The sequence below is a fragment of the Pararhizobium sp. LjRoot255 genome, assembly GCF_964252905.1.
Classification (GTDB): domain Bacteria; phylum Pseudomonadota; class Alphaproteobacteria; order Rhizobiales; family Rhizobiaceae; genus Pararhizobium.
On sequence record NZ_CAXUPQ020000001.1, the window covers coordinates 873,482 to 896,860 of the forward strand.

At 60.2% G+C, this 23,379-nt stretch carries 26 protein-coding genes; 6 read left to right on the top strand and 20 right to left on the bottom strand.

Going from position 1 to position 23,379, the window contains the following annotated elements:
- Positions 1–3: 3 nt before the first annotated feature.
- The 10 genes from ACSQ2W_RS04370 to ACSQ2W_RS04415 form a co-directional block, all read right to left on the bottom strand.
- Positions 4–1,119: a flagellar basal body P-ring protein FlgI gene (locus ACSQ2W_RS04370; protein ID WP_436085165.1), complete on the bottom strand. Its 1,116-nt coding sequence runs from the start codon at positions 1,117–1,119 to the stop codon at positions 4–6.
- Positions 1,116–1,529, bottom strand: a complete 414-nt coding sequence (gene flgA, locus ACSQ2W_RS04375; RefSeq protein ID WP_436087671.1) for a flagellar basal body P-ring formation chaperone FlgA — start codon at positions 1,527–1,529, stop codon at positions 1,116–1,118. Before flgA ends, ACSQ2W_RS04370 begins: the two co-directional genes overlap by 4 nt.
- Positions 1,530–1,648: 119 nt before the next feature.
- Positions 1,649–2,437: a flagellar basal-body rod protein FlgG gene (gene flgG / locus ACSQ2W_RS04380; RefSeq protein WP_349437264.1), complete on the bottom strand. Its 789-nt coding sequence runs from the start codon at positions 2,435–2,437 to the stop codon at positions 1,649–1,651.
- A gap of 11 nt (positions 2,438–2,448) precedes the next feature.
- Entirely contained in the window at positions 2,449–2,784 is a 336-nt protein-coding gene (locus ACSQ2W_RS04385; protein ID WP_436085166.1) for a flagellar hook-basal body complex protein FliE, read from the bottom strand.
- The gene (gene flgC / locus ACSQ2W_RS04390; RefSeq protein ID WP_113006731.1) at positions 2,784–3,203 is read right to left on the bottom strand and encodes a flagellar basal body rod protein FlgC; all 420 of its coding nucleotides are present in this window, start codon (positions 3,201–3,203) and stop codon (positions 2,784–2,786) included. Before flgC ends, ACSQ2W_RS04385 begins: the two co-directional genes overlap by 1 nt.
- Before the next feature lie 5 nt (positions 3,204–3,208).
- Positions 3,209–3,589 (bottom strand): flagellar basal body rod protein FlgB, encoded by a 381-nt coding sequence (flgB, locus tag ACSQ2W_RS04395; RefSeq protein WP_037120351.1) that lies wholly within the window; start codon positions 3,587–3,589, stop codon positions 3,209–3,211.
- A 254-nt stretch (positions 3,590–3,843) separates the two neighbouring features.
- Positions 3,844–4,386, bottom strand: coding sequence for a flagellar protein (locus ACSQ2W_RS04400; protein WP_436085167.1), 543 nt, complete (start codon positions 4,384–4,386; stop codon positions 3,844–3,846).
- A 3-nt stretch (positions 4,387–4,389) separates the two neighbouring features.
- Entirely contained in the window at positions 4,390–5,787 is a 1,398-nt protein-coding gene (fliI, locus tag ACSQ2W_RS04405) for a flagellar protein export ATPase FliI (RefSeq protein WP_436085168.1), read from the bottom strand.
- Between the two features lie 76 nt (positions 5,788–5,863).
- The gene (gene flgF, locus ACSQ2W_RS04410) at positions 5,864–6,589 is read right to left on the bottom strand and encodes a flagellar basal-body rod protein FlgF (RefSeq protein ID WP_436085169.1); all 726 of its coding nucleotides are present in this window, start codon (positions 6,587–6,589) and stop codon (positions 5,864–5,866) included.
- Between the two features lies 1 nt (position 6,590).
- On the bottom strand, positions 6,591–7,370 hold the full coding sequence (locus ACSQ2W_RS04415) for a DUF1217 domain-containing protein (protein ID WP_436085170.1): 780 nt from the start codon (positions 7,368–7,370) through the stop codon (positions 6,591–6,593).
- Between the two features lie 184 nt (positions 7,371–7,554).
- Here ACSQ2W_RS04415 and motA point away from each other — a divergent pair, with 184 nt between their 5' ends.
- The 6 genes from motA to ACSQ2W_RS04445 all read left to right on the top strand — a co-directional run bounded on the left by motA (position 7,555) and on the right by ACSQ2W_RS04445 (position 12,846).
- Complete coding sequence (motA, locus tag ACSQ2W_RS04420; protein ID WP_436085171.1) at positions 7,555–8,433, top strand: flagellar motor stator protein MotA; 879 nt, start codon at positions 7,555–7,557, stop codon at positions 8,431–8,433.
- A 4-nt stretch (positions 8,434–8,437) separates the two neighbouring features.
- Positions 8,438–9,385 (top strand): FliM/FliN family flagellar motor switch protein, encoded by a 948-nt coding sequence (locus ACSQ2W_RS04425; protein ID WP_436085172.1) that lies wholly within the window; start codon positions 8,438–8,440, stop codon positions 9,383–9,385.
- A gap of 60 nt (positions 9,386–9,445) precedes the next feature.
- Complete coding sequence (gene fliN, locus ACSQ2W_RS04430) at positions 9,446–10,075, top strand: flagellar motor switch protein FliN (protein ID WP_436085173.1); 630 nt, start codon at positions 9,446–9,448, stop codon at positions 10,073–10,075.
- A 29-nt stretch (positions 10,076–10,104) separates the two neighbouring features.
- Positions 10,105–11,136, top strand: coding sequence for a flagellar motor switch protein FliG (fliG, locus tag ACSQ2W_RS04435; protein ID WP_436085174.1), 1,032 nt, complete (start codon positions 10,105–10,107; stop codon positions 11,134–11,136).
- Between the two features lie 188 nt (positions 11,137–11,324).
- Positions 11,325–12,401: a flagellar biosynthesis protein FlhB gene (gene flhB, locus ACSQ2W_RS04440; RefSeq protein WP_436085175.1), complete on the top strand. Its 1,077-nt coding sequence runs from the start codon at positions 11,325–11,327 to the stop codon at positions 12,399–12,401.
- A 4-nt stretch (positions 12,402–12,405) separates the two neighbouring features.
- The gene (locus ACSQ2W_RS04445) at positions 12,406–12,846 is read left to right on the top strand and encodes a hypothetical protein (protein ID WP_436085176.1); all 441 of its coding nucleotides are present in this window, start codon (positions 12,406–12,408) and stop codon (positions 12,844–12,846) included.
- Between the two features lie 33 nt (positions 12,847–12,879).
- Here ACSQ2W_RS04445 and visR read toward each other — a convergent pair whose 3' ends face one another.
- The 10 genes from visR to ACSQ2W_RS04495 all read right to left on the bottom strand — a co-directional run bounded on the left by visR (position 12,880) and on the right by ACSQ2W_RS04495 (position 23,378).
- Positions 12,880–13,626: a transcriptional regulator VisR gene (gene visR, locus ACSQ2W_RS04450; RefSeq protein WP_436085177.1), complete on the bottom strand. Its 747-nt coding sequence runs from the start codon at positions 13,624–13,626 to the stop codon at positions 12,880–12,882.
- Between the two features lie 10 nt (positions 13,627–13,636).
- Complete coding sequence (gene visN / locus ACSQ2W_RS04455; protein ID WP_436085178.1) at positions 13,637–14,377, bottom strand: transcriptional regulator VisN; 741 nt, start codon at positions 14,375–14,377, stop codon at positions 13,637–13,639.
- 831 nt (positions 14,378–15,208) lie between these two features.
- A complete protein-coding gene (gene fliF, locus ACSQ2W_RS04460) occupies positions 15,209–16,897 on the bottom strand; it encodes a flagellar basal-body MS-ring/collar protein FliF (RefSeq protein ID WP_436085179.1) in 1,689 nt (562 codons plus the stop codon).
- Positions 16,898–17,197: 300 nt separating this feature from the next.
- Complete coding sequence (cheT, locus tag ACSQ2W_RS04465) at positions 17,198–17,590, bottom strand: chemotaxis protein CheT (RefSeq protein ID WP_436085180.1); 393 nt, start codon at positions 17,588–17,590, stop codon at positions 17,198–17,200.
- Positions 17,591–17,702: 112 nt separating this feature from the next.
- A complete protein-coding gene (gene cheD, locus ACSQ2W_RS04470) occupies positions 17,703–18,257 on the bottom strand; it encodes a chemoreceptor glutamine deamidase CheD (RefSeq protein WP_436085181.1) in 555 nt (184 codons plus the stop codon).
- The gene (locus tag ACSQ2W_RS04475; RefSeq protein WP_018324154.1) at positions 18,254–18,643 is read right to left on the bottom strand and encodes a response regulator; all 390 of its coding nucleotides are present in this window, start codon (positions 18,641–18,643) and stop codon (positions 18,254–18,256) included. The genes cheD and ACSQ2W_RS04475 overlap by 4 nt, the downstream gene beginning before the upstream one ends.
- Before the next feature lies 1 nt (position 18,644).
- Positions 18,645–19,700, bottom strand: a complete 1,056-nt coding sequence (gene cheB, locus ACSQ2W_RS04480; protein WP_436085182.1) for a protein-glutamate O-methylesterase CheB — start codon at positions 19,698–19,700, stop codon at positions 18,645–18,647.
- Positions 19,697–20,605, bottom strand: a complete 909-nt coding sequence (gene cheR / locus ACSQ2W_RS04485) for a protein-glutamate O-methyltransferase CheR (protein WP_436085183.1) — start codon at positions 20,603–20,605, stop codon at positions 19,697–19,699. Before cheR ends, cheB begins: the two co-directional genes overlap by 4 nt.
- Entirely contained in the window at positions 20,602–21,069 is a 468-nt protein-coding gene (locus ACSQ2W_RS04490) for a chemotaxis protein CheW (RefSeq protein WP_436085184.1), read from the bottom strand. Before ACSQ2W_RS04490 ends, cheR begins: the two co-directional genes overlap by 4 nt.
- A 5-nt stretch (positions 21,070–21,074) precedes the next feature.
- The gene (locus ACSQ2W_RS04495) at positions 21,075–23,378 is read right to left on the bottom strand and encodes a chemotaxis protein CheA (protein ID WP_436085185.1); all 2,304 of its coding nucleotides are present in this window, start codon (positions 23,376–23,378) and stop codon (positions 21,075–21,077) included.
- Position 23,379: the final 1 nt, after the last annotated feature.

The window sequence follows — 23,379 nt, forward strand, 5'->3', positions numbered from 1 at the left end:
CGGTCATTGCAATACGAGCTCCGCCTGGAGGGCACCAGCTGTCTTGATGCCCTGGAGAATGGAAATGATGCCGTCCGGCTTCACACCGATGCTGTTGAGCCCGGCGACGAGAGAGCGCAGGTTCGACCCGTCGAGGATGGCGACGGTGCCGCCGTCCTGCGCCGCGTCGATGGTCGTGTTCGGCTCGATTGCCGTTTCGCCGCGCGAAAAGGGCTCCGGCTGCACGACAGTCGGCGTCTCGCTCACCTGGACCGTCAGCGTGCCGTAGCTGACGGCAACCTTGTTGATCCGCACGTCCTGTCCGATCACGATCGTACCAGTGCGCTCGTTGATGACGACACGCGCGGGCACGTCGGTCTCGATGACGAGGTTTTCGATATCGGCCATCAGGCGGGAGAGATCGGCCATCTTCGGCTTGTCGATGACGACCGTCTGGGAATCCTGCGCCTGAGCGATGTTGCCGCCAAACTGGGCCTTGCTGTAGCGGTTGATCGCTGCGGCCATGCCGACGGCGGTCGAGAAATCGGGATTTCTCAGCTGAAGAACGAGATTGAACGCATCCTTGAACTTTGCCGGCAATTCGCGCTCGATGATGGCGCCGTTCGGGACGCGACCGGACGTGGTGACCCCCTGCGTCACCGAAGCCGCATCCCCCTGGGCATTGAACCCCGTCACGACGACCGATCCCTGGGCAACCGCATAGATCTGGCCATCGGCCCCTGAAAGCGAGGTCATCACCAGCGTACCGCCGCGAAGCGAGGTGGAGTCGCCGAGCGACCCGACGGTCACGTCGATGCGGCTGCCGGCGCTCGCGAAGGGCGGCAGATTGGCCGTCACCAGAACCGCGGCGATATTCTTCGCGCGCGATTCGTCATCCTGCGTCGAAATACCGAGATTCTGCAGCATGGCGCGCAGCGATTGTGCGGTAAACGGTGAGGACCGCAAGCTGTCGCCCGTTCCCTGAAGGCCGACGACGAGGCCGTAGCCGATCAGCTGGTTCTCGCGGCCTGACTGCACCGAGGCGACATCCTTGATGCGCGAGGCAGCCTCGGCCGGCGTGATCGCCATAGCGAAGACCGCGAAGTAGGCAAGGCACCATTTGCCGAAACGAAATGTCATTTTGCCACCACATGAATTGTTCCGTCTTCCATCACCGTTCCGGAAACGATGATGCCGGAATCCGTGTTGCGCACACGGATCAGGTCGCCGACCGCGGCGTTCTGCAGCGGAGCGCCGCCTGCCGTGATCGTCAGGGGCCCGTTGGTGAAGACGATCCGCACTGCCTTGCCGCGTTCAACCGCATAGGGGTCGCGCAGGCCCGATACCAGAATGACGCGCCCTGCGAGCAGCGTGCGACCGGTCACCTTGCCGAGGACCTGCTCCCTGGATGTCGCATAGTCGCCGGTGAGCGCCGGGTTGGTCACCTCGACCTCTTCGAGGCGGCCGGCATCGATGATTTCGCCGGGATAGATCGTCTGGGTAGGAATGACCGCCATGCGCTTTTCGGCGAGCGCCAGGCCCGGAGACATCAGGCAGACGCAAAGGGAACCGGTCACCGCCAGCGCCCGCAGAAGAAATCCTCCGCGGATCGCAGCAGCCGTCACTATCGTTGCGATCCGGCGAAACGTCATGTTTGCCATTCCCTCTGTTACCTCAGGTTTTTGCTGACCGTCGCGGCCATTTCGTCGGCCGCCTGGATGATCTTCGAGTTCATTTCATAGGCGCGCTGGGCGGAGATCAGGTCGGTGATTTCCTTGACCGGATCGACGTTCGACGCTTCGAGATACTTCTGCTTGATCTGCGCGTAGCCCGGATCGGCCGGCGTACCGATCACCGGCTCGCCCGACGCGGGTGTCTGCTTGAAAAGGTTGTCGCCCTGCGGTTCGAGGCCCGCCTCGTTGACGAAGTTGGCGATCGTCAGCTGGCCGATTTCTTGCGGGATGGTGTCGTTGCCGATGCGGACGGTTACCTGACCGGACGAACTGACGGTGATCTCGCTCGCATTCTGCGGCACGGTGATTTCCGGGATGACGGTATAGCCATCGATGGTGACGAGCTGACCATCGGCATTGGTGTTGAAGGCGCCGGCGCGGGTATACGCCGTCTCGCCGTCCGGGGTCTCGATCTGGAACCAGCCGCGGCCGATCAGCGCCATGTCGAGGTCGTTGCCGGTGCTGACGAGGCTGCCCTGCAGATGCAGATTGCGCACGGCGGACGTCTGGACGCCGAGACCGATATTGGCGCCTTCCGGGACGATCGCCTGGTTGGCGCGGTTCGGGACGCCCTGGGCGCGCTCGGTCTGGTAGAGAAGGTCGGAGAACTCCGCCCGCGCGCGCTTGTAACCGGTGGTGTTGATGTTCGCGATGTTGTTCGCGATCACTTCCAGGTTTAGCTGCTGGGCGTTCATGCCGGTCGCGGCGATGGAAAGAGCCTTCATTATATTGTTCCTTAAATCGACATGCGTGCGATTTCGAGATAGGCGCTCACCACCTTGTCGCGGATGGCGATGGCGGTTTGCAGCGACTGCTCGGCATTCATGACGGAATCGATGACTTCGCGGGTGTTTGCTTCGCCGCGAATGCCCTGGATGGAGGAGACTTCCGACTGCTTGAGGCTGTTGGTCATCTCGGCCGCCATGTTGCCCATGACTTCGGCAAAGCTCTGCGATTTGCCGGCAATTGCTGCGCCACCGAGAATGCTTTGTGCTGACGAGGTGCTGGAGGAGGTCGCGACGTCCTTGACGCTCGAAATCGCCGCGCCGATGGTCTCAATTGCATTGATCATTATTGCGAAGCCCTCAGGAGGTCGATTGTTGCGGAGATCAGGTCGCGTGCCTGCTTCGTGGTCTGAAGATTGGCTTCATAGGAGCGATTGGCTTCCCGCATATCGGCCATTTCGATCAGCACGTTGACATTCGGCAGCTTGACCATGCCCTTGTCGTCGGCAGCCGGATTGCCCGGATCGAATTCGATGGTGAAATCGGAATCGTCGGTTCCAAGGCGCTGGACCTCGACCGTGGCGGCGCCGCTGGCGCGATCGACCTCCGACGCAAAACTGACGGTCTTGCGGCGATAGGGATCGGTTCCCGGCGCATCGCCGGTCGAGCGGGCGTTGGCGATGTTTTCCGACACGATGCGCAGCCGCGTCGATTCCGCTTCGAGGCCGGAGGCCGAAACTTTGAGAGCTGAAACCAGAGGATCCATCGCGCTTATTTCCGTACCGTCATGAGCATCATCCGATGAAACGCCTTCACGAGCCCGGTATTGAGCTCGTAGTCGCGCTTGACTTCACCGGTCTTCATCAACTCCTGCTCCAGCTGGACGCTGTTGCCCGACTGCTGCACTTCGGCATCGCTGATCAGGCTGGTTTCCGTCACCTGAGCGGCGGTGCTTCCATCCGTGAAATGGGCGGGATTGGTGGCGGCCATCTGAAAACCGGTTTCCTGCAGGACGCTTTCGAACGGCTTGACGTCCTTAGCCGCGTAGTGCGGCGTATTGGCATTGGCGATGTTGCCGGCGACGACGTTCTGGCGGACTGCCAGCCATTGCGCCTGCCGGGACGCGAGATCAAAAAGCTGTATAGGTTGCATCATGCGACTCCATGCTTGTTGCTGGAGAACCTAGGCAAGCAATCTTGCGTGGGACTGAATTGAAAAAAGGCCGTATGCTGCGGGTGCTAACAACCGCTTTCCAAGCGACGGCTTCGCATTGCACACGCTCGGTCAGCCAAAAAAACGATGCAACGGCAAAGGTTTGGCGCGTTTTAGCGCCCTTCTGTGGTCACAACCCGTTACATTCGCCTGGCAATGCGCAGGTTGACGACGGTAGTCGTCGAGGCGCCGAATCACTCAGCCTGCTGGATTTCGCCCTTGGAGGTGATCATCACCCAGCGCCCGTCGCGCTGCTCCAGTGTGGCAAGACGACTGTTGTCCGGCAGGATCGAGCCGATCCGGACAATGTACATGCCGCTGCTGTCTTCGATCAGCGCGCGGCCATTTGCGACATGAACCAGCTTGAAGCCTGTCGCCGCCGGGAACGGCTGCTCCAGGCCATCTTCCGGACCGCCGTCCAGCTTCCTGCTTTCGCCTTCCGGAACCGTCGCCGTGGTCAGTTGATCAATCGCCGCCTGGGTGGCTGCATCGCGGTCCGTCATGGCGAGCGGCGAGGAGGCGCCGCCTGAGCCGGCGCGGCCCGGCACATCGCGGGTGCTGCCCTGCCAAAGCGACGGCATCGAGAACTGGTCCTGGTGCAGGAATGCATACCAGGGAAAGAAGGTAGCGAGGGTCGCAAGGGCGATCCCGGTGGCGCCCAGCGCCTTGTCGATCAGTGGCGTGCGCTCGCTACGCTTGCGCTGCGGCACGATTTCGTCGGCGTCGTAATCTATCACCCCTTACCCCCTTCGCGCGTTCTGCGCCTGGCCGCCGTTGTTCGCCGCCGCCTTCAGCGCATTGGCGAGGTCGGTGAACGCATCCAAGGCCGGCCGCTCGCCCGGCGTCTGTTTCAAGATGTCGTAGATGACCGGCACCTGCTTGATCGCCATGTCCAGGTCCGGATCACTGCCGGGGCGATAGCCGCCGATCAGCCTGAGGTCGCGCGTTTCCTCGAAGCGGTGGATCAGCGACTTCAACCGTGCCACGAGCTTTTCCTGATCCGGCGTCCAGGCCTTTCGGGCAAGACGCGAGATCGAAGCAAGCGGATTGACCGGTGGATAGCGGCCCTCTTCGGCAAGGCTGCGTTCCATGACGATGTGGCCGTCGAGAATACCGCGGGTCGAGTCGGCGATCGGATCGTTGTGGTTGTCGCCGTCGACGAGAATGGAGATGATCGCGGTGATCGTGCCCGCCCCTTCCGCACCCGGCCCGGCACGCTCGAGCAACCGCGGCAGTTCGGTGAAAACGGATGCCGGATAGCCGCGCGCGATCGGCGGCTCGCCGGAGGCTGTTGCGACCTCACGGATGGCGTGAGCAAAACGGGTGACGCTGTCGATAATCAAAAGGACGTTGTCGCCCTGGTCACGGTAATGTTCGGCGATCGTCACCGCCGTCAGCGGTGCCATCTTCCGCAACATCGGGCTTTCATCGCTGGTCGCCACCACAGCGACCGACTTGGAGAGGTTTTCACCAAGCGTGTCCTCGATGAATTCGCGCACTTCACGGCCGCGTTCGCCGACCAGTGCGATGACAACCTTGTCGAAGGCATCGGCCCGGGCAAGCATCGACAGGAGCGTCGATTTGCCGACGCCGGAGCCCGCGAAGACGCCGAGACGCTGGCCGAGGCAGAGCGGAGAAAAGATGTCGATCGCCCGGACACCGGTGCGGAATCCATGCTCGACGCGCTTGCGGGTCATGGACGGCGGCGCCGTATTGGAAATCGACCGGCGAATGTCGCCCTGCAGCAGCGCGCCGCGACCGTCGATCGGATCGCCCAGCGAGTTGATCGTGCGGCCGCACCAGGATTCCGTCGGCGCAATACGAAAGGCGCCCTTGCGGATCACGGTGTCATGAATGCCGATCGGATCGCCCGGCTCGATCGGGCAGACGACAACCGTCTCCTGCTCGACCTTGACGACTTCGCCGAGATGAATGCCCGTCGAACTCTTGTGGGCGACAAACTCGCCGAGGCGAACATGCCTCGAAAGCCCGGTTACCGTATAGTAGCCGGCCGAAATCGTCTGGACGTGGCCACCGGGCGCAATCGAAAACTCCGGATTGGAATAACGCCCGACAAGCCCTGCGAGCGCCGCGAGCGATGTCGAGGAATTGCGGATCTGGAGTTTCTCGTTCTGCATCCCGGTTCCTGCCGTGTAAGCTTCCCTGCTCTCCCGAGCATCTCAGGGCGGGCTTCAATCGTTTGAAAAAGCAAGGTTATTTGCTGCCGCCGAGCGTCTTGATCGCCTCATCGAGCGAGCCTTCACTGTCGCGCATCAGCGAAGTGATGTTTTCGAAGGCGCGCGACACCATGATCAACTGAGACATTTCCTGAACCGGATTGACGTTCGATTCCTCGACATAACCCTGCATCACGCCGACATCGAACCGATCAACGACCGGCTCGGCTGCAGTGTTCGGGATCACAGCGCTGTTGTCATGGCGGGAAAAGCCGTTGGCGAAGTTCGCTTCATAGAGCCCCAACGCGGCGACCTGCGTTCCATCCTGCTGAATGGCGCCGTCTGCGCTCACCTTGATTTCGCTCGCTTGAGAGTTGAGCCGGATCGGCGCACCGCCTGCATCGAGAACCGCATATCCGCGGAGCGTCACCAGATCGCCTGTTTCCGTTAGCGTAAAGCGGCCGTCTCGGGTCAATGCGGGACCCGCGGGCGTGTCGATCTGGAACCAGGCATCGCCCTTGATGGCAAAATCCAGCTCGTTACCGGTCCTGTTCAGGCCGCCATTGTTGGTATTGAGGAATTCCTGCCCTTCGGACACGAAAGAAACCTTGGTCGGCCGCGTATCGCCAAGCAACTGGTTGAACTTCACCTCCGTCGAACGGAACCCGACCGTGCTCGAGTTGGCGACGTTGTCGGCCAGCGTGTTCATGCGCTTTTCAAGCGCTATCTGGGAGGAGACAGCAACATAGAGACCGGTTTGCATGTCAGCGTCCCCCGAGTTTCAGCGTATTGATGGAAAGGAGAAGATCGGAGGAGATTCCGTAGCCGCTGTGTGAGCTGAACACGGCGAGCGGATCGTAGGGGTCCGATGAATTGTTAATTTCCCAAAGGGCCGTGAACCGCTCGAGCATCTTCGACAGCTTGGCCGGATCCAGGAAATCCTTGATGTCGATCGCGTTCTCGATTGCAGCCGCCTGCTTGTCGATGTCGGAAGCAGCAAACTCGTCGGGCATCTGCAGGAGCGTGCGTGTGACCTGCGCCAATGCCTCGTCGGCGAGCAGCCCATAGGCATTGGTGATCGACGGCGCCATGCGTTCAAAGTAGAGCGCCAGGCGAACGCCGGAATTTTCCTCGCCCGCATTCTGTTCCAGAGTTTGGCGCGCATATTTATCGACGACGCCCTTCTGGGCCTTCTCGAACGACGTCGCAGCCGTGCCGTTGCGGGCGAAGTTGAGCGATTCGACCAGATCGGTGTAGCGGCTGTCGGTCAACTGCTTGGCGAAGGCATCGTCGGTGTCGATGCCTTCGGTCAGCACCTTGCGCATGAAGGCCTTTGCATAGCCCATGTCTTCAAGGCCGTGCGCCTTGATCGCATAGTTATAAAGCCGCGCGTCGGCGAAGAAGTCGTCAATCGTTTTGACGTTGCCGATATTGGCCAGATAGTATTCGGTCTCCCGCGCAACATCCGGCTGCTCGGATACCCGTTCCAGCGATTTGGTGAGGTTGCCTGCGATCGTCTGGTAGCTGGTGTAAGTCGTCGTCACGACATTTCCCCGTTCATCCATGAGACTTGGCGCATTACGCGCCGCTTGGGCGGAAACCTGCCGGAGCTTGCTTGCGCGAACCTGTTTGCCGGAGAGGCCTCAAAAGGGGGCCGACAGCCAGCCTCACGCAAGGCTGACGGCCTAACGATACGGTCGAAAATCCACCTTTGCGGCAGGTATCGAAATGAACATCATCATCGGGCTCGTCTTGACGATCGGCTGTATCCTTGGCGGCTTCATTGCCATGGGCGGCCACATGGAGGTCCTGAACCAGCCTTTCGAGCTTGTCATCATCGGCGGCGCCGGCATCGGCGGCTACATCATGGCCAATTCGATGAAGGTGCTGAAGGATACCGCCAAGGCGCTCGGTGAAGCCTTCACTCACAAGGTGCCGAAGGAGCGCAACTATCTCGACACGCTCGGCGTGCTCTACAGCCTGATGCGCGACCTGCGTACGAAATCCCGCAATGAGATCGAAAGCCACATCGACAATCCCGATGAATCCCCGATCTTCCAATCGGCGCCGACTGTCCTGAAAAACAAGGAACTGACGGCTTTCATCTGCGACTACGTCCGCCTCATCATCATCGGCAACGCCCGCTCACACGAGATCGAGGCGCTGATGGACGAGGAAATCAACACGATCACCCATGACAAGATGAAGGTCTATCACTCACTTAACACGATGAGTGACGCCTTCCCTGCGATCGGCATCGTCGCCGCCGTACTCGGGGTCATCAAGGCGATGGGCGCGATCAGCGAGGCGCCCGAGATCCTCGGCGGAAAGATCGCGGCCGCCCTTGTCGGCACCATGCTCGGTATCTTCCTGTCCTACTGCATCACCAGCCCGGTGATCGCGAATATCAAGGCTGTCCGCGACAAGCAGAACCGCCTTTACATCATCGTCAAGCAGACCCTGCTTGCCTACATGAACGGTTCGGTCCCGCAGGTGGCGCTCGAATACGGCCGCAAGACCATCTCCGCTTACGAGCGTCCGTCGATCGACGCTGTCGAGCAGGAAATGATGAACCCTGGCGGCGGCGGCGAAAGCAAGGCGGCTTGATCCTATGACGGCAGCATCGAAAAACAGCGTCTATCCCTTCGATCGCAAGCTGCTCGCCCGCATGACCGGCGCGCTCGGGGACACGAAGACAATCGGCAAATTGTGCAGTGAAATCGGCCAAGTCTTTGCCGAGTTCCTGCCGGACATCTTCCAGAACGAGACCGGCCTCGATATCGAGATCGGCTATGCCGGCTTCGACATGGGCGTCAAGTCGGAGTTGATCGCCAGACTCGGCAATGGCGTGGCCCTGTGTGACACGTCGCTGCGCAACTGGTGCCCGGAACTCGTCCTCAGTTGCGACAGCCCGGTGATCATCACCCTGATGGAAATCCTGCTCGGCGCGCCGCCGACCACGATCGATGAACCGAAGCCGCGCACGCTCTCCAACATCGAGCTCGATGTTGCCTCCATGGTGTTCGAAAAAATCGCCGATGTGCTGAAATCGGCCGTCAGCGCCGCCGGTGGCTTCGAGCCCTCCGTCGGGCGGCCTTACAATGCCACCGAGCGGCCGGCCCCCGACCCGGAAATCGCGGATGTCTTTGCCGCCTGCATCAACGTGACGATGGGGCTGGGTCCGGTTCTTTCGACGTTCTCGATCATCGTTCCGCAGCAGGTCTTGCTGAAGACCACCGTTGTCTTCCCGAAGGGCGTGGGACAGGCCCGCAAGGCCAAGGGCGCATGGGGCGAACAGTTGGAGCAGCAGATCCGCCGCTCCGCGGTCAATCTCGAAGCCCGCATCCAGCTGCAGAGCCTGACGCTCGATACGATCAGCCGTCTGCAGCCGGGCGATGTCATTCCCTTCCAGGACGCCAAGGACGTGCGTGTCGAAATCAATGCCAACGGCCGCGACCTCTATGTCTGCGAACTCGGCCGGTCCGGCGCAAGATATACGGTCCGGATCAAGGATACGCACGGTTCGGAGAGCGACATTCTCCACCATCTCATGAGTTAAAAACCCCCTGCCTTACCCGGCAACATGGTTGGGGCAAGTTTCAACTGGAATAGTTCGCACATGGCACCGAAGAAAGCACGAATTGAAGACAAGACGATCCTGGGCGCCGGCGATGCCGAGCTCGATCAGGCCATCGACGATCTGCGTGGCGTCCTGCAAAGCGATGCCACCGGCACGGCTCCGGCAACGGATTTCGGCATGGATTTCGCGACCACCTCGACGCTTGGCGAAACAGCGGATTTCGGCAGCCCGTTCGATGCGTCCGAGACCGACCTCAGCAGCTTCGGCGGTGATTTCGGCGGCAGCAGCAGCTTCGGCGATCTCGACCAGGGCACAGCAGCCTCGTCGTTTGACGCCGGATCTTTCGGCGGTGATTCCTTCGGTGGTTCGAGCAGCTTCGAGGAGATGCCCGCCACCGAGCCTGGCAGCGGCATGACGGCCAATCTCGACCTGATCATGGACATCCCGATCGATGTGCAGATCGTTCTCGGGACCAGCCGCATGCAGGTCTCGGGTCTGATGAACCTGACGGAAGGCGCAACCATCGCGCTCGACCGCAAGATCGGCGAACCGGTCGAAATCGTCGTCAACGGCCGTGTGATCGGCCGCGGCGAAATCACCGTGCTTGACGAAGACGAAACACGTTTCGGTGTAAAACTCATCGAAATCAAGGGTACCAGTAAAGTTTGAACCCGGTTATGGGTTATGGGGATTAATCCATGATGGATTTCGACAATTTTGAAGCATCGGCGCCGACGAGGCCTCTCAGTCAGATGGACAAGGCCGCAGCCGTTCTGCTCGCAATGGGCAAGCCAATTGCTGGCAAGCTGTTGAAATTCTTTACGCAAAGCGAGCTGCAGGGCATCATCGCCTCGGCCCAGTCGCTTCGGTCGATCCCGCCCCACGAACTGGAAATCCTGGTCAACGAATTCGAGGACCTGTTTACCGAGGGCGCTGGCCTGATGGACAATGCCAAGGCCATCGAAGGCATTCTCGAAGAAGGCCTGACACCCGACGAAGTGGATGGCCTTCTCGGCCGCCGGACAGCTTTCGCAGCCTATGAAGCCAATATCTGGGACCGCCTGCAGGATTCCGACCCGGTCTACGTCGCCGAGCATCTCGGCAAGGAGCATCCGCAGACGATCGCCTATGTATTGTCGATGATGCCATCGACCTTCGGCGCCAAGGTACTGCTGCAGCTCCCGGAAAGCAGCCGCGCCGATATCATCAACCGCGCCGTCAACATGAAGAATGTCAGCCCAAAGGCCGCCCAGATCATCGAGACACGCGTCATGGAGCTAATGCGCGAGCTGGATGCAGACCGCAACTCGGCCGGATCCATCAAGATCGCAGAAGTGATGAACGAACTGGAAAAGACCCAGGTCGACACACTTCTCGCATCGCTCGCATCGATCAACACCGAAGCCGTCAAGAAGGTCCGTCCGAAGATCTTCCTCTTCGACGATGTGCTCTATATGCCGCAGCGCAGCCGCGTGCAACTTTTCAACGATGTGTCCAGCGACATCATCACCATGGCGCTGCGCGGATCGGGCATGGCACTGCGCGAATCGGTGCTCGCCGCCATCGGCGCCCGCCAGCGCCGCATGATCGAATCGGACCTGGCAGCCGGCGATACCGGCATCAATCCGCGCGATATCGCGATTGCCCGGCGCTCGATCACCCAGGAAGCCATCCGTCTCGCCGCCAGCGGCCAGATCGAACTCAAGGAAAAGGAAGCCGCGGCCGCCTGACCCCGCAAAGGTTACCCCTCATTTTCCAACAGGCCCTTGAGCCCCGGTTCAGGGGCTTTTTGCTGGTAGCCTCGTGGTTTCTGTGAAGCGCCGCGATTCCGCCCATATCTTTCTTGCATCCCCTGCGGCCTCGGCTCACAACCGTTTAACGGCAGCGGCCGTCCCCAGATGCAAGAGGTCTTCATCCGATGTCGGACGATCAGGACAAAGACAGCAAAACAGAATCGCCGTCTGAGAAGAAGATGACCGACGCCATCGAGAAGGGCAACACGCCCTTCTCGCGTGAAGTGACGATGTTCGCCTCGGTCGTCGCCACTTACATTTTCATCGTCTTCTTCCTCCCCCAGGGCTTCGTAACCGTCGCAGAATCGCTCAAGGACATTTTCGAGCAGCCGGAGGCCTGGCGCATCGACACTGCAACGGACGTGGTGGCGCTCATCTCGCATCTTCTGTGGAAGGCGAGCGCGCTGATGATCCCGTTCTTCACGCTGCTGATCGTGTTTGGGATCGGCTCGTCCATCCTGCAGAATCTGCCGACACCGGTGTTTGACCGAATCGCGCCGAAGCTCAACCGCATTTCCCCGATGGCCGGCTTGAAAAGGATTTACGGCATCCAGGGCCTCGTCGAATTCGCCAAGGCCCTGTTCAAGATCCTGGTCGTCTCGATCATCATCGTCCTGACGCTCTGGAACGACTACTACGCGTCGCTCGATTCGATGTTTTCCGATCCGCTTACGATCCTCGCGACGATGTCCGGCGACCTCAACCAGATCATGATCGTCATCCTGATCTCGACCTGCGTCATCGCTGTCGTGGATTTTTTCTGGACGCGGTATCACTGGAATACCGAACTCAGGATGACCAAGCAGGAAGTCAAAGAGGAACTGAAGCAGTCGCAGGGTGACCCGATCATCCGCGCCCGGCTTCGCTCGATTGCCCGCGACCGCGCCCGGAGGCGCATGATCACCTCGGTTCCGCGCGCCACGCTCGTCATCGCAAACCCGACGCATTATGCCGTTGCACTGCGCTATGTGCGGGAAGAAGGCGATGCTCCGGTGGTAGTTGCCAAGGGGCAAGACCTTGTCGCGCTGAAGATCCGCGAGATTGCGGAGGAAAACGGCATACCCGTTTTTGAAGATCCGCCTCTCGCCCGCTCAATGTTTGCGCAAGTCTCGGTGGATAGTGTGATTCCGCCGGTGTTTTATAAGGCAGTCGCCGAACTCATTCACCGGATCTATGCCACGCAGCCGAAACGGGTGACGTAAAGACATGAAAAAATGCGAATATTCCGAACAACGCGAAAAAATTGTAGCCGATGCGATTCGTCCTGTTGCGACCGAATTGCGTCTGGTCGATGCGGCCGATTATATCGCGCTGCTTCGCTTTGACTCCCATGGCAGCCTCGCCGACCTTGTGTCATCCGCGGCGGAGCTCTATTTTCTTCCCGGCACGGTGAATTTCGGGATTGGCGGCAACTACTCGCTTGACTGGGATACCGAGCCGGAAATTTCGCTCGATCTCGAATTGAAGCCGGACGGCGTCACGGTCTATGCCCGGCTGGCGCTTGGCAAGGACACGGCCGGTCTTGAGATCAACCATATCGCATTCAAGAGCCCGTCCAGCGATCCGGACGAAAATACCGCGTTCCTGGCAAAGAGCCTCCACGCTGCGAAATTCGTAAAATCCTATCCGACCGCCCTCGCGAGTTGAGTCGCGATACAGGCCATGACGGCCAAAAAAAAATCAGCTGATATAACCGAGACGAATGGCCTTGGCGATCGCCTGGATTCTGTTGACCGAATCCAGCTTGGTCGTTGCTGCGCCGAGGTAAGCATTGACCGTATGGACCGACAACCCCATCTTCTCGGCGATCTCTTCGCTGATATAGCCATCGCCGGCCATCTGCAGGCAGTCGATCTCGCGGTCGCTCAGCGACTCGGCCGGCAACATGCGCCGCTCGTCGGCGGCAAGCAGACCGGTCATGATCTGGCAGCTGCGGCCGTGCAGGTCGATGATCACCTCGCTCGTGAGGTCGATATAACTACCCGTGAATACGACATAGCCATTGCCCTGCGCGCCGAGCCTGACCGGCAGTGCAAGGCCGGAATAAGGCAAAAGGCGCGCCTCGAGGCGACGGGTGAAGCGACCGAAATCCGGCGCCTCCGCAGTCTGGTGCTCGCCCATGCCGTTCCACAGCACCGGCAGCAGCGAGGCGTCCAGATGCTGAAGCATCGCCTCGCCATAGGCCGCCACCAGCTCGTGCGCCGTCGCTTCGGCGGCGACGCCCCAGTTGTCGAGCACGCAGGTCAGCTTGCGCGACGCCGGCAGGCCGTTACCGTTCAGCCGCAGAACCGCAAAGTTCTTGGCGTTGATCTGTTTCTGCATGCCCTGCAGCCGCGCGACGAGCGTTGCTGCCCGCGACGCCCTGGCCTGCAGTCGTCCGGTCTTATGATCGTCTGCAGCACGCGTATGCGGAAGGAAAAAGGTCATGGCCACATTCCTAGACGAGGTTGTTGCGAACAGCGTAGGCGATCGCCTCGGAGCGGGTCTTCGTCGCGGTCTTGCGCATCACGCTGGTGATGTAGTTGTTGATAGTGTTACGGGAGATGCCGAGGATGACGGCAATCTCGTCGCTGGTCTTGCCCTCGGCAATCCAGAAGAGGCATTCCAGCTCGCGTTCCGTCAGTTCGAACTCGCGATCGGTGCGCACGCCATGTTCATTGGTGAAGCTCGCGAAATAACCGGTCAGCAGGCCGATATCCCTCAGGCTTTCCTGCGAGAGAATAACGTCCTGCGGGAAGAGCAGCATCAGCGACAGCCGGGTGCGGCCGACGTTGAAGGTGATGGCGCAATATTCACGACTGATGCCGCGGCTGACGTCGATGTCATCCGGCAGGCTCATGAACACCGGCTGCATCACCGAGAGGCACTTCTCCATCTCGTTGGTCTTGGAGTGGAGCTGCGACATCACCTTGCCGAGCCGCTTGACGACGTCGAACGGCCAATCCGAACACACGACAAAATCCAGACCGTCATCCTGCGACAGATCATAGCGGGCGAGAAGATAGTGGCTCGCCCCCACATAATCCGTCAGGGCGGCAAGGCCACGGCTCAGGTTGCCGCGTTCCGCAAACTCGCCGAGCCTGCGGATCAATTGTTCTTTTGAAAGTGCCCGTCCGGCACTGCGCAGCGACGCGACCGGCGCCGGCCAGATCGCAATCTCTGTCTGTAGAGCATCCATGACATTACCCCCGTGATGGATTCGTCCGTGCTCATTCAAGCGCTTGTTTGCCGCCGCCGGCCCTGGGTCGAGGGTTTCCGCCTTCCTCAACCCGACGCAAATCAGTACGCGAATCACTACACAAAATGTACATCGCTCCCCGCGAAAAACTACTACCCCCCTTTTCGCGGTTTACTTTTGGCAGCTTCCGTGTACCCGATTGGAAATCATCTGATCGACAGGTGGATCGAAGGGAAAGCATAAACCGCCGCGAGGAATAAATAACTGAAATTTAATGGTTTTAATTTTGTCATACTTTTTAATATGCAAAATCCGGCCGCTAGGCTTGCGCGATGTTCGTTCACATACCCAAAAACACGCGACGCAAATCGGCCTCTTAAAGCCCAATCTAATTTGTCAAGTTTTCATTTTTCTATTTGTTTTTTCAGATTGTTGCAGAATTGCACCAGCGAGCTTAACGTCTAGATCGGCCGCGCTACAAAGCCTCTAAAGTATAATTGCAAATATTATTTCTGTAATATTTCCGTTTTTGCGGACTTCTCCGGATTTCCCGATTCAATACATGGAACACGGCTAGCAATCGTTCAGACCAGAGCGTCTCTTTCCCGGGGATAAATTAACGATCTATTAAATATAATGAATCCCGGCGCACTGCGTCGGCTGACTTGTCGACGCGCGATTCTTGCCGGCCGACCAAAGATCCGCGGCAATACACTGAATGGCTGGGGGTCTATTTCGATTGCGCGGGACAGCACTAAGGCGCGGCCCTGAAACGCGAAACCCGCCGAGAAGGCGGGTTGGCAGTCGAGGGGACTGTGTCCGGATGAGCGATCACGCTGCTTTTTCGGCAACCCACTTGCGAAGGATCTTGGCAGCACGCTCTTCGCTGATTTCCACCATGCGGGCGAGCCGGCGCTCCGGGCCTTCCTTGACTCGGCGGTTGAAGCCGCCTTCGCTGTCGTCGCCGAGGCTGAGCAGGTCGTCGGTGCTGTCGAAGCCGAAGTCGGAGCCGAAGCCTTCCATGAGTGCCCCGCCCGCTGCGCCTGTCGTCGCCGGCGAGAAGTCCGGCAGTTCGAGGCCAACGGCTTCGTTCTCGGCGAGCGCCGTAGCGCCTGTGCCGATCCCCATCGAGCGGGCGAGCGGTCGCATGCCCATCCAGACCACCAGGAAGGCGACAGCGACGAACGCAAGGGCATTGATGATGCCACCGAGATTGCGGGTCAGCGTCTCCATGATGCCCGGACCGGAGACCGGCTCGTCGAGCAGCTGGGTGTTGACGAAATCCATGGCGGTCAGCGTGATCACATCGCCGCGGGCAGGATCAAGGCCGACAGCCGACGCGACGATTTTCTGCATGTCCTGGATATAGGCATCGATCTTCGCCTGGTCTGCGCCTTCGCCGACCATGGCGGCGACGCGGCCGCGATTGACCACCACGGCGACGGAGAGCTTCTCGACCGTATAGCTGCTCTTGACGGTCGCGACGGTCTTCGAGTTGATTTCGTAGTTGGTCTGCTCTTCCTTCTTCGCGGTCTGGTCGTTCGACTGAGGCCCGGCCGTGCCGCCCTGCGGAGCCGCCTGAGGCACGTTCTGCTGAACGGTCGCCGCGTTGTCTGGCTGCTGCTGGCTGGATTTCTGTTCTTCCTTGGTAACGCGGGTCGAACGCTCGACGCGGGATTCCGGATCGAAGACCGTTTCCTGGATCTGCTGGGTATCAGTGTTCAATTGCGCTGTGACGCTGGCGCGGAAATTGTCCATGCCGAGGAAGGGTGCGAGCGCCTTGTCGATATTGCTTTCGATTTCGTTCTGAACGTTCTGGACGATGCCCAGCGACTGGTTCATGGCGCTGTTGGCCGGATCGTCGCCGGACGCCAGAAGCTGGCCGGCGGAATCGAGAATGGTGACGTCATCGATGCTCAGCCCGGGAACGGACGAAGCCACCAGATGGCGGATCGATGCTGCAGCGTTGCGGCCGATATTGGCGCTCGCCCGGATCATCACCGAGGCCGTCGGTTTCTGCTCCGTCTTCCGGAAGCTGCCGCGATCGGCCATGACGATGTGGACACGGGCGGCTGCAATTCCGGAAATCTGCTGGATGGTGCGGGCGATTTCGCCTTCAAGCGCGCGGACGCGGGTAACTTCCTGCATGAAGGAGGTGAGGCCCAGCGAACCGACATTGTCGAAGAGTTCGTAACCGGCGTTGGCGCTGTTGGGGAGGCCGCGCTCGGCGAGATAGAGCCGGGCCTTGCCCGTCATGCCAACCGGCACCTGCAGGCTCGAACCATCGGCTCCCACTTCGAAATCCATATTCGCTTCGGCGAGCGCGACACTGACCTGATTGAGGTCGCTGCTTTCCAGCCCGACATAAAGCGTTTCATAGGATGGCTTGTTGACGTAAAGGCCGGCAGCAAGAACGATCCCGACTGCAACCACTCCGGCTGCTATCAGCGCGATGAGCTTGCCCTGCCCGAGACCCGCCAGGTTTTTCGTGACAGTCGAAAGTTGATCCAACAGATTCATTCTGTTTCCGCACCCAGTGGCGCATGTTCCGTACAGGCAACATCGCCCGGGACATGCGCAGATCCAAACATTCGGGATTACTGTTCGATCGGCCTGAGGCCTTCGTCAAATCAGGCCAAATCTACCAGTCCCGATTGGCACACTAGGAAACGAAACTTGCGCGAACTTGTCTTGAAAGCCCCGCTTTTGACGGCGGTGCAAAAAACAAATTTCGGAAAAGGACCGCCCCAAAACGCAATCGCCGCCTCGATGCGGCGACCAAGGCGGCGTTAACGGACCAAAAGAGAATGCAACCTGCGCCTAGAAGGCCTCGAAATCCCCGGCAGCTTCCGTCAGCGGCTGTGAATGACCATGCCGGAGCATGCCGTTGCCGAGCGATTTCTGCATGTCCGCAAGCTTGACGAGATTGAGGGCCGTCGTCACGTCCACCAGCCAGTGCTGCGGAATGGCTGCCGTCACCGTGTCGATGAATTCGGCAAGGCCGCGCGTCTTCTGAACGGCGAGATCGATCCCTTGCAGAACCTTGATACGGTCGGCTGAATCCAGAACGGCTTCACCGTCGATATCGCTCAGCATCGGCTCGATCCGCTCGATCAGATAGGCCACGTCATAGAGCTCGGAGACGATGCGCATCATCACATCCGGGAGCGCCTCGTCGATGTGAGGCATATGGCTCTTCAATTCAGTCCGCATTACTCGCCCTCACGCTGGCAACAATTGCCGTCCAGGATACCTTAACGGCCCACGCTAAACATTTTGCCAAAGCCGCGCCCCGGGTGAAGACCCCGAGGTCGCTGCCCCGGCGCTAGAAAAACTCGATCGTGTTGTCGACCGGCTTCGGCGCAGGCCGGGGGCGCTGCTCCTGGGCCACGGCCTTCTGCGCTTCGATGCCCGTCAAGGCATATTGCCGGGCGCGGCCACTGAGCGGCCAGTATTCGAGCTTGCGACCATGATCGCCGCCGGTGCTCTCACCGACGACCTGGATACCTTCGTCCATCAGGAATTGCCGGGCAAACAATGCATTCTGCTCGCCGACGTTGGAGAAGCGCGCGATCGTCTTCGCACCACCGAAAATCTTCGCTTCCAGCCGTTCTCGACGGGCGCCCTTCTTCAGCAGCCCATTGATCAGCAGTTCCATCAGATGCACGCCATACCGCGTCGCATCGCCGCCTGAGGAGAGGGCATCTGCCGAGCCCGGCAGCAGAAAGTGGTTCATGCCACCGACACCCGCGACCGGATCACGCATGCACGCCGCCACGCAGGAGCCGAGGATGGTCGAGAGCACGACGTCCGGATCGCTGACCACCTTCCATTCGCCCTGAATGACATGCACACGTTTGGTCGCAGTATCGATGATCATTTCAACGCCCCGAATACAGCCTCGATCGCAGCCTTCATCTTTTCGATGGTAAAGGGCTTTGCCAGCACGTTGTTGGCGCCGAGCGCCGCTGCCTTGGTCACCAGCGCGCGGTCGCCCTGCGCCGTCAGGATGATGAAAGCCGCCTTCTTCGTCGCCGGATTGGCACGCACGGCCTGCAGCAGACCGAGACCGTCCATCTTCGGCATGTTGAAATCCGAGATCACCAGGTGATGGGGCTGCTGGGCCATGATCTTCATGCCCTGTTCGCCATCACCGGCGGCCGTGATCTGCTTGAAGCCGAGTTGCTGCAGCGCGTCACCGAGCAGCAGGCGACTGGTGACCTGGTCGTCGACGATCAGAACTTTGATTTTTTCCGCAAGGGACATGTTATTCGCTTCCTTCTCTTCGGGCGGCGGTGCTTTTCAATACTTCTTCCCCGATTGAGCTAAGGGGTAGTTGGGTTTCGACGGCGCCCAGTTCATAGGCAACCCTCGGCATTCCATACACGACACAGGTTTTTTCATTCTGACCGAATGTGCGGGCCCCTGCGTGGCGCATTTTCAAGAGACCGGATGCGCCGTCGCGGCCCATCCCGGTCAGGATCACACCGACTGCGTTGCGGCCTGCGAGCTCCGCGACGGAATCGAACAGCACGTCCACCGATGGGCGATGACCATTCACCGGTTCGCGGTCCAACAGACGGCAGCATGGCGAAGAAGGATTGACGACCTGCAGATGGCGTTCGCCACCCGGTGCCAGATAGATCTTTCCGATCTCGAGCCTTGCGCCATCCGTCGCTTCCTGCACCGTCGGGGCGCAGAGGCGGTTCAAGCGCTCTGAAAAGCTCTTGGTGAAGGTGTGCGGCATGTGCTGTGTAATCACCGTTGGCGGGCAATTGGCCGGAAACTTCTGCAGAACCGCGATCAGCGCCTCGACACCACCGGTGGACGAACCGATCGCGACGATCTTCCTGCCTGCCCTGTATTCCGAGGCCGCATTGACGTTGGCGGCGCTTGGCGCGGCGGTCTTGTTGCCGGTGATGATGAACTTGCGCTGCGAGCGTGCCGCGGCCTTCACCTTGTCGGCCAGATCGCAGAAGGGACGGGGGTCGCCCGGAAGCGGCTTTCCGACGCAATCGAAGGCACCGATTTCCAATGCGGCGATCGTCGCTTCCGCACCCTTGTGTGTCAGTGTCGAAACCATGATCACCGGCATCGGACGCAGCCGCATGATTTTCTCAAGGAATTCCAGCCCGTTCATATTGGGCATCTCGATGTCGAGCGTGATGACGTCCGGATCGAGATCCTTGATCGCCTGCCGCGCCTGCATGGCGTCGGCGGCCTGACCGATAACCTCCACCTCGGGGTCACTGCTCAGTATGGCAGTGATCAATCCGCGCATGGTGGCGGAATCGTCGACAACAAGAACGCGTGCTGCACTCATGAGCGGCCTCCGTGATCCTTGCCGGTATAGCGATAGGTTGTGATGCCGATATTGTCGAAGACAGACTTCGCGTCACCGGAAACACGCTCGGAATGACCGATATAAAGGTGCCCCTTGGGCATGAGCATGCCGGCAAAGCGCGACCAGATCTTCATCTGGGTCGGCTCGTCGAAATAGATGACGACGTTGCGGCAGAAGATGACGTCGAATTGCCCCTTGAACGGCCACTGCGCCATCAGGTTCAGTTCGTTGAAGGTGATGAGCCGCTTGACGCGATCATCAACCTGCCACTTCTGGCGGCCGTTGACAGCGGTTTCCGAGAACCACTGCTTGCGCATCGCCGGGCTGACGGTCTCAAGCGCGGTCACGTCATAGGCACCTGCCCGGGCGAGTGCCAGGATCTTGGGGTCGATGTCGGTCGCGAGAATACGGAAGTCGTAGTCTGCCGCGTTCGGCATCATCGACAAGACCGTCAACGCGATCGAATAGGGTTCCTGCCCATCCGAGCAGGCCGCCGACCAGATACGCACCCGGCCGCCATTCTTGGCGCGGTTCAGAAGCTCCGGCAGAACGTCCGACTTCAAGTGTTCGAAATGATGGTTTTCACGGAAGAAGCGCGTGAAGTTGGTGGTCAGGTGCGAAAGCATGTCCCGCCGCTCGGCGGCACCGGCCGGCGAAGAGACGAGCTGGCAATATTCCCGGAACCCCTTCAGGCCAAGATTTCGGATGTGCTTCGACAGGCGCGAATAGACCAGCGAGGCCTTGGATTCGTTCAGGTAGATGCCGGCGTCGGCATAGATCATCGCAGCGATCTCGGCGAGATCGCGGCGCGTCAGCGGATATTCGCCGCTCGCCAGGCACTCGTCCGGGGATAATCTGCTGTCAAAGGCGGCCGGCATGCTCATGCAGCTTCACTTTCGGTCTGAGGGAAGACGGCTTCCAGTTCGATCAGGCAGATCATCCGTCCTTCGATCGCCAGAACGCCACGGGCGAAGGTCCGTTCGAACTCCGACGACATGTCCGGAGTCGGCTGGATATCTTCGTCCTTGATCGTCAGGATGTCGGAGACAGCCTCGACGAGGAGACCCACGACCTTGTTCTTGACCTGCGTTACGATGATGACATGACGCACGGTCGGTTCGGCCGGCTTCATTCCAAGCCGCGCCGACAGGTCGATGATCGGCAGCACCGCGCCGCGCAGATTGATCACGCCGAGCACGTATTGCGGCGCATGCGGCATGGGTGTCGCCGGTGTCCAACCGCGGATTTCCCGCACGGACATGACATTGACGCAGAATTCCTGATTCCCAATGCGGAACGCGATGAGCTCGCGCCCTCCATTCGTCAGATTTTTTGCGAGATACGTCATTGGTCTTACCCAGCGGCAGCAAGCGATGTTTCGAGGTTAAGGGACTGGCCGCGCGACGCCGCGACAACGGCATCGACGTCCAGGATGAGAGCGACGCGGCCGTCACCGAGAATGGTGGCGGCAGCGATGCCCGGCACATGCGTGTAGTTGGCTTCCAGGCTCTTGATGACGACTTGTCGCTGGCCCTGGATGGCATCAACCATCAGAGCGCGCTGGCCGCCGCCTTCGGATTCCACCAGAAGAGCAACACCTTCCACCGGATTGGCCTGCGTCGCGCGGAAGTTCAGGATACGGCCGACATCGACCAGCGGGCAGAACGAGTTGCGGATCGAAATCAGCCGCTGCGTCGCACCGAAGGAATGGATCGCCGCTGCCTCCGGCTGCAGGGTTTCGACAATTGCCGTCAGTGGCACGACCAGCGTCTGGCCGGCAACCGTGACGACCATGCCGTCGAGGACGGCGAGCGTCAGCGGCAGGCTCATGGTGAAGACCGAACCCTGACCCGGCTTCGACGAGATGTTGATGCGGCCGCCAAGCGCCTGGATGGAGCGCTTGACCACGTCCATGCCGACGCCACGGCCGGACAGGTCGGAAACCTTGTCGGCGGTCGAGAAGCCGGCATGGAAGATCAGGTTGTCGATTTCCTCGTCGGACAGGTTGGCGTCCGCCGCGATCAGGTCATTGTCGATGGCTTTCTGGCGCACTTTCTCGCGGTTGATGCCGGCACCGTCGTCGGACAGTTCGATGACGATTCGGCCGGAGCGATGCTTGGCGGTGAGCTTGACCGTGCCTTCCGCGCTCTTGCCGGCGGCAATGCGCTTTTCCGGCATTTCGAGGCCGTGGTCGACGGCGTTTCGGATCATGTGCGTCAGCGGCTCGGCCAGTTTGTCGATGACCGTCTTGTCGACTTCGGTGTTTTCACCCTCGGTCACGAGGCGGACAGACTTGCCGGTGATATCGGCAATTTCACGGACCGTGCGGGCCATGCGCTGGAAGACCGGCTTTACCGGTTGCGCGCGGATCGCCATGACCGAGTCCTGGATTTCCCGCGTCAACTGCTGGAGTTCTTCAAGGCCCATATTGATCGAGGAGACGCCGTTCGAGTCGTTCTCGATGACGCTCTGCGACAGCATCGCCTGGTTGATGACGAGCTCGCCGACGAGGTTGATCAGGCGATCGACGCGATCGAGATCGACGCGGATCGTCTGACCAGCGGCGGAGGAGGCCTGCTGGGCATTGTTCTGGGCAGCGGCAGCGGCGGCAGCCCCCTTGTCTGCGGCAGCGGCTCGCGACGCATTGCCGGCCATCTGGACGACATTGGATGCGGTTTGGGCAGCCGCGACGGCTTCCTGGGCGGCTGCGATCTGCTCCTCCTCCTCGACAACGCCCAGCGGCGCATGAGGCTCCTCGTCGAGCGCCGAAAGATCGAACGGAACCGGCTGCATCGGCAGGTCGTCGTCGGTAGCTTCCGCGCCGTCGCCCGTTTCGACAGCCAGGACGTCGAGTTCGCAATCCCACTCGGCGAATTCAAAGACGGAGCGAACCGCATCTTCGCCCTTGTCGGTCTTGATCGACACTTTCCAGGAGAAATAGGCGGCTTCCGGATCCATCTGATCAAGCGGTGGAAGGCTGTCCATGTTGCAGTGGATGCTCATCTCGCCGAGGCGGGAGAGATCGCGCAGCAACAGGGCCGCTTCGTTGCCCTTGGTGTAGAGTTCCGACTTCGGCTTGAAGACCACCTCATAGGCCGGATGTTCCACCACGGCTTCGTCTTCGTCACCGAAATCGTCAAAGGAGAAAGCAACCGGGACAAATCCCTCGTCATGGGACGCAGCTGCCGCCGCGACAGGCGCGGGCTTTGGTGCCGGTGCAGCCTTGGGGGCAGCAGCGGCCTTTGGTGCCGGAGCCTCGGCAGCCGGCGGTGCCTCGCCCTTGGCAAGTGCCTCGAGCTCCCGGATCAGCTGTGCCGAGCGGGCCTGATCGACGCTGCCGCCGTCACGGGCGACATTGGTCAGATCGGCCAGAACGTCGGCCGATTTCAGCATGACCTTCAGGACGTCCTGGGTCGGTTCCAGCTTGTTGGAACGAACGCAATCAAGCGTGGTCTCAAACACGTGCGCGAAAGAGACCAGATCATCCAGTGCGAAAGCTCCGGCGCCGCCCTTGATCGAGTGCACCGCACGGAAGACCGCGTTCACCGTTTCCGGATCACGGTCGCCATCATTGAGCCGCAGGAGACCGGATTCCAGTTCAGCGAGCTGCTCCTCGCACTCCTGGAAGAAAATCTCTTTGATTTCGTTCATATCCATG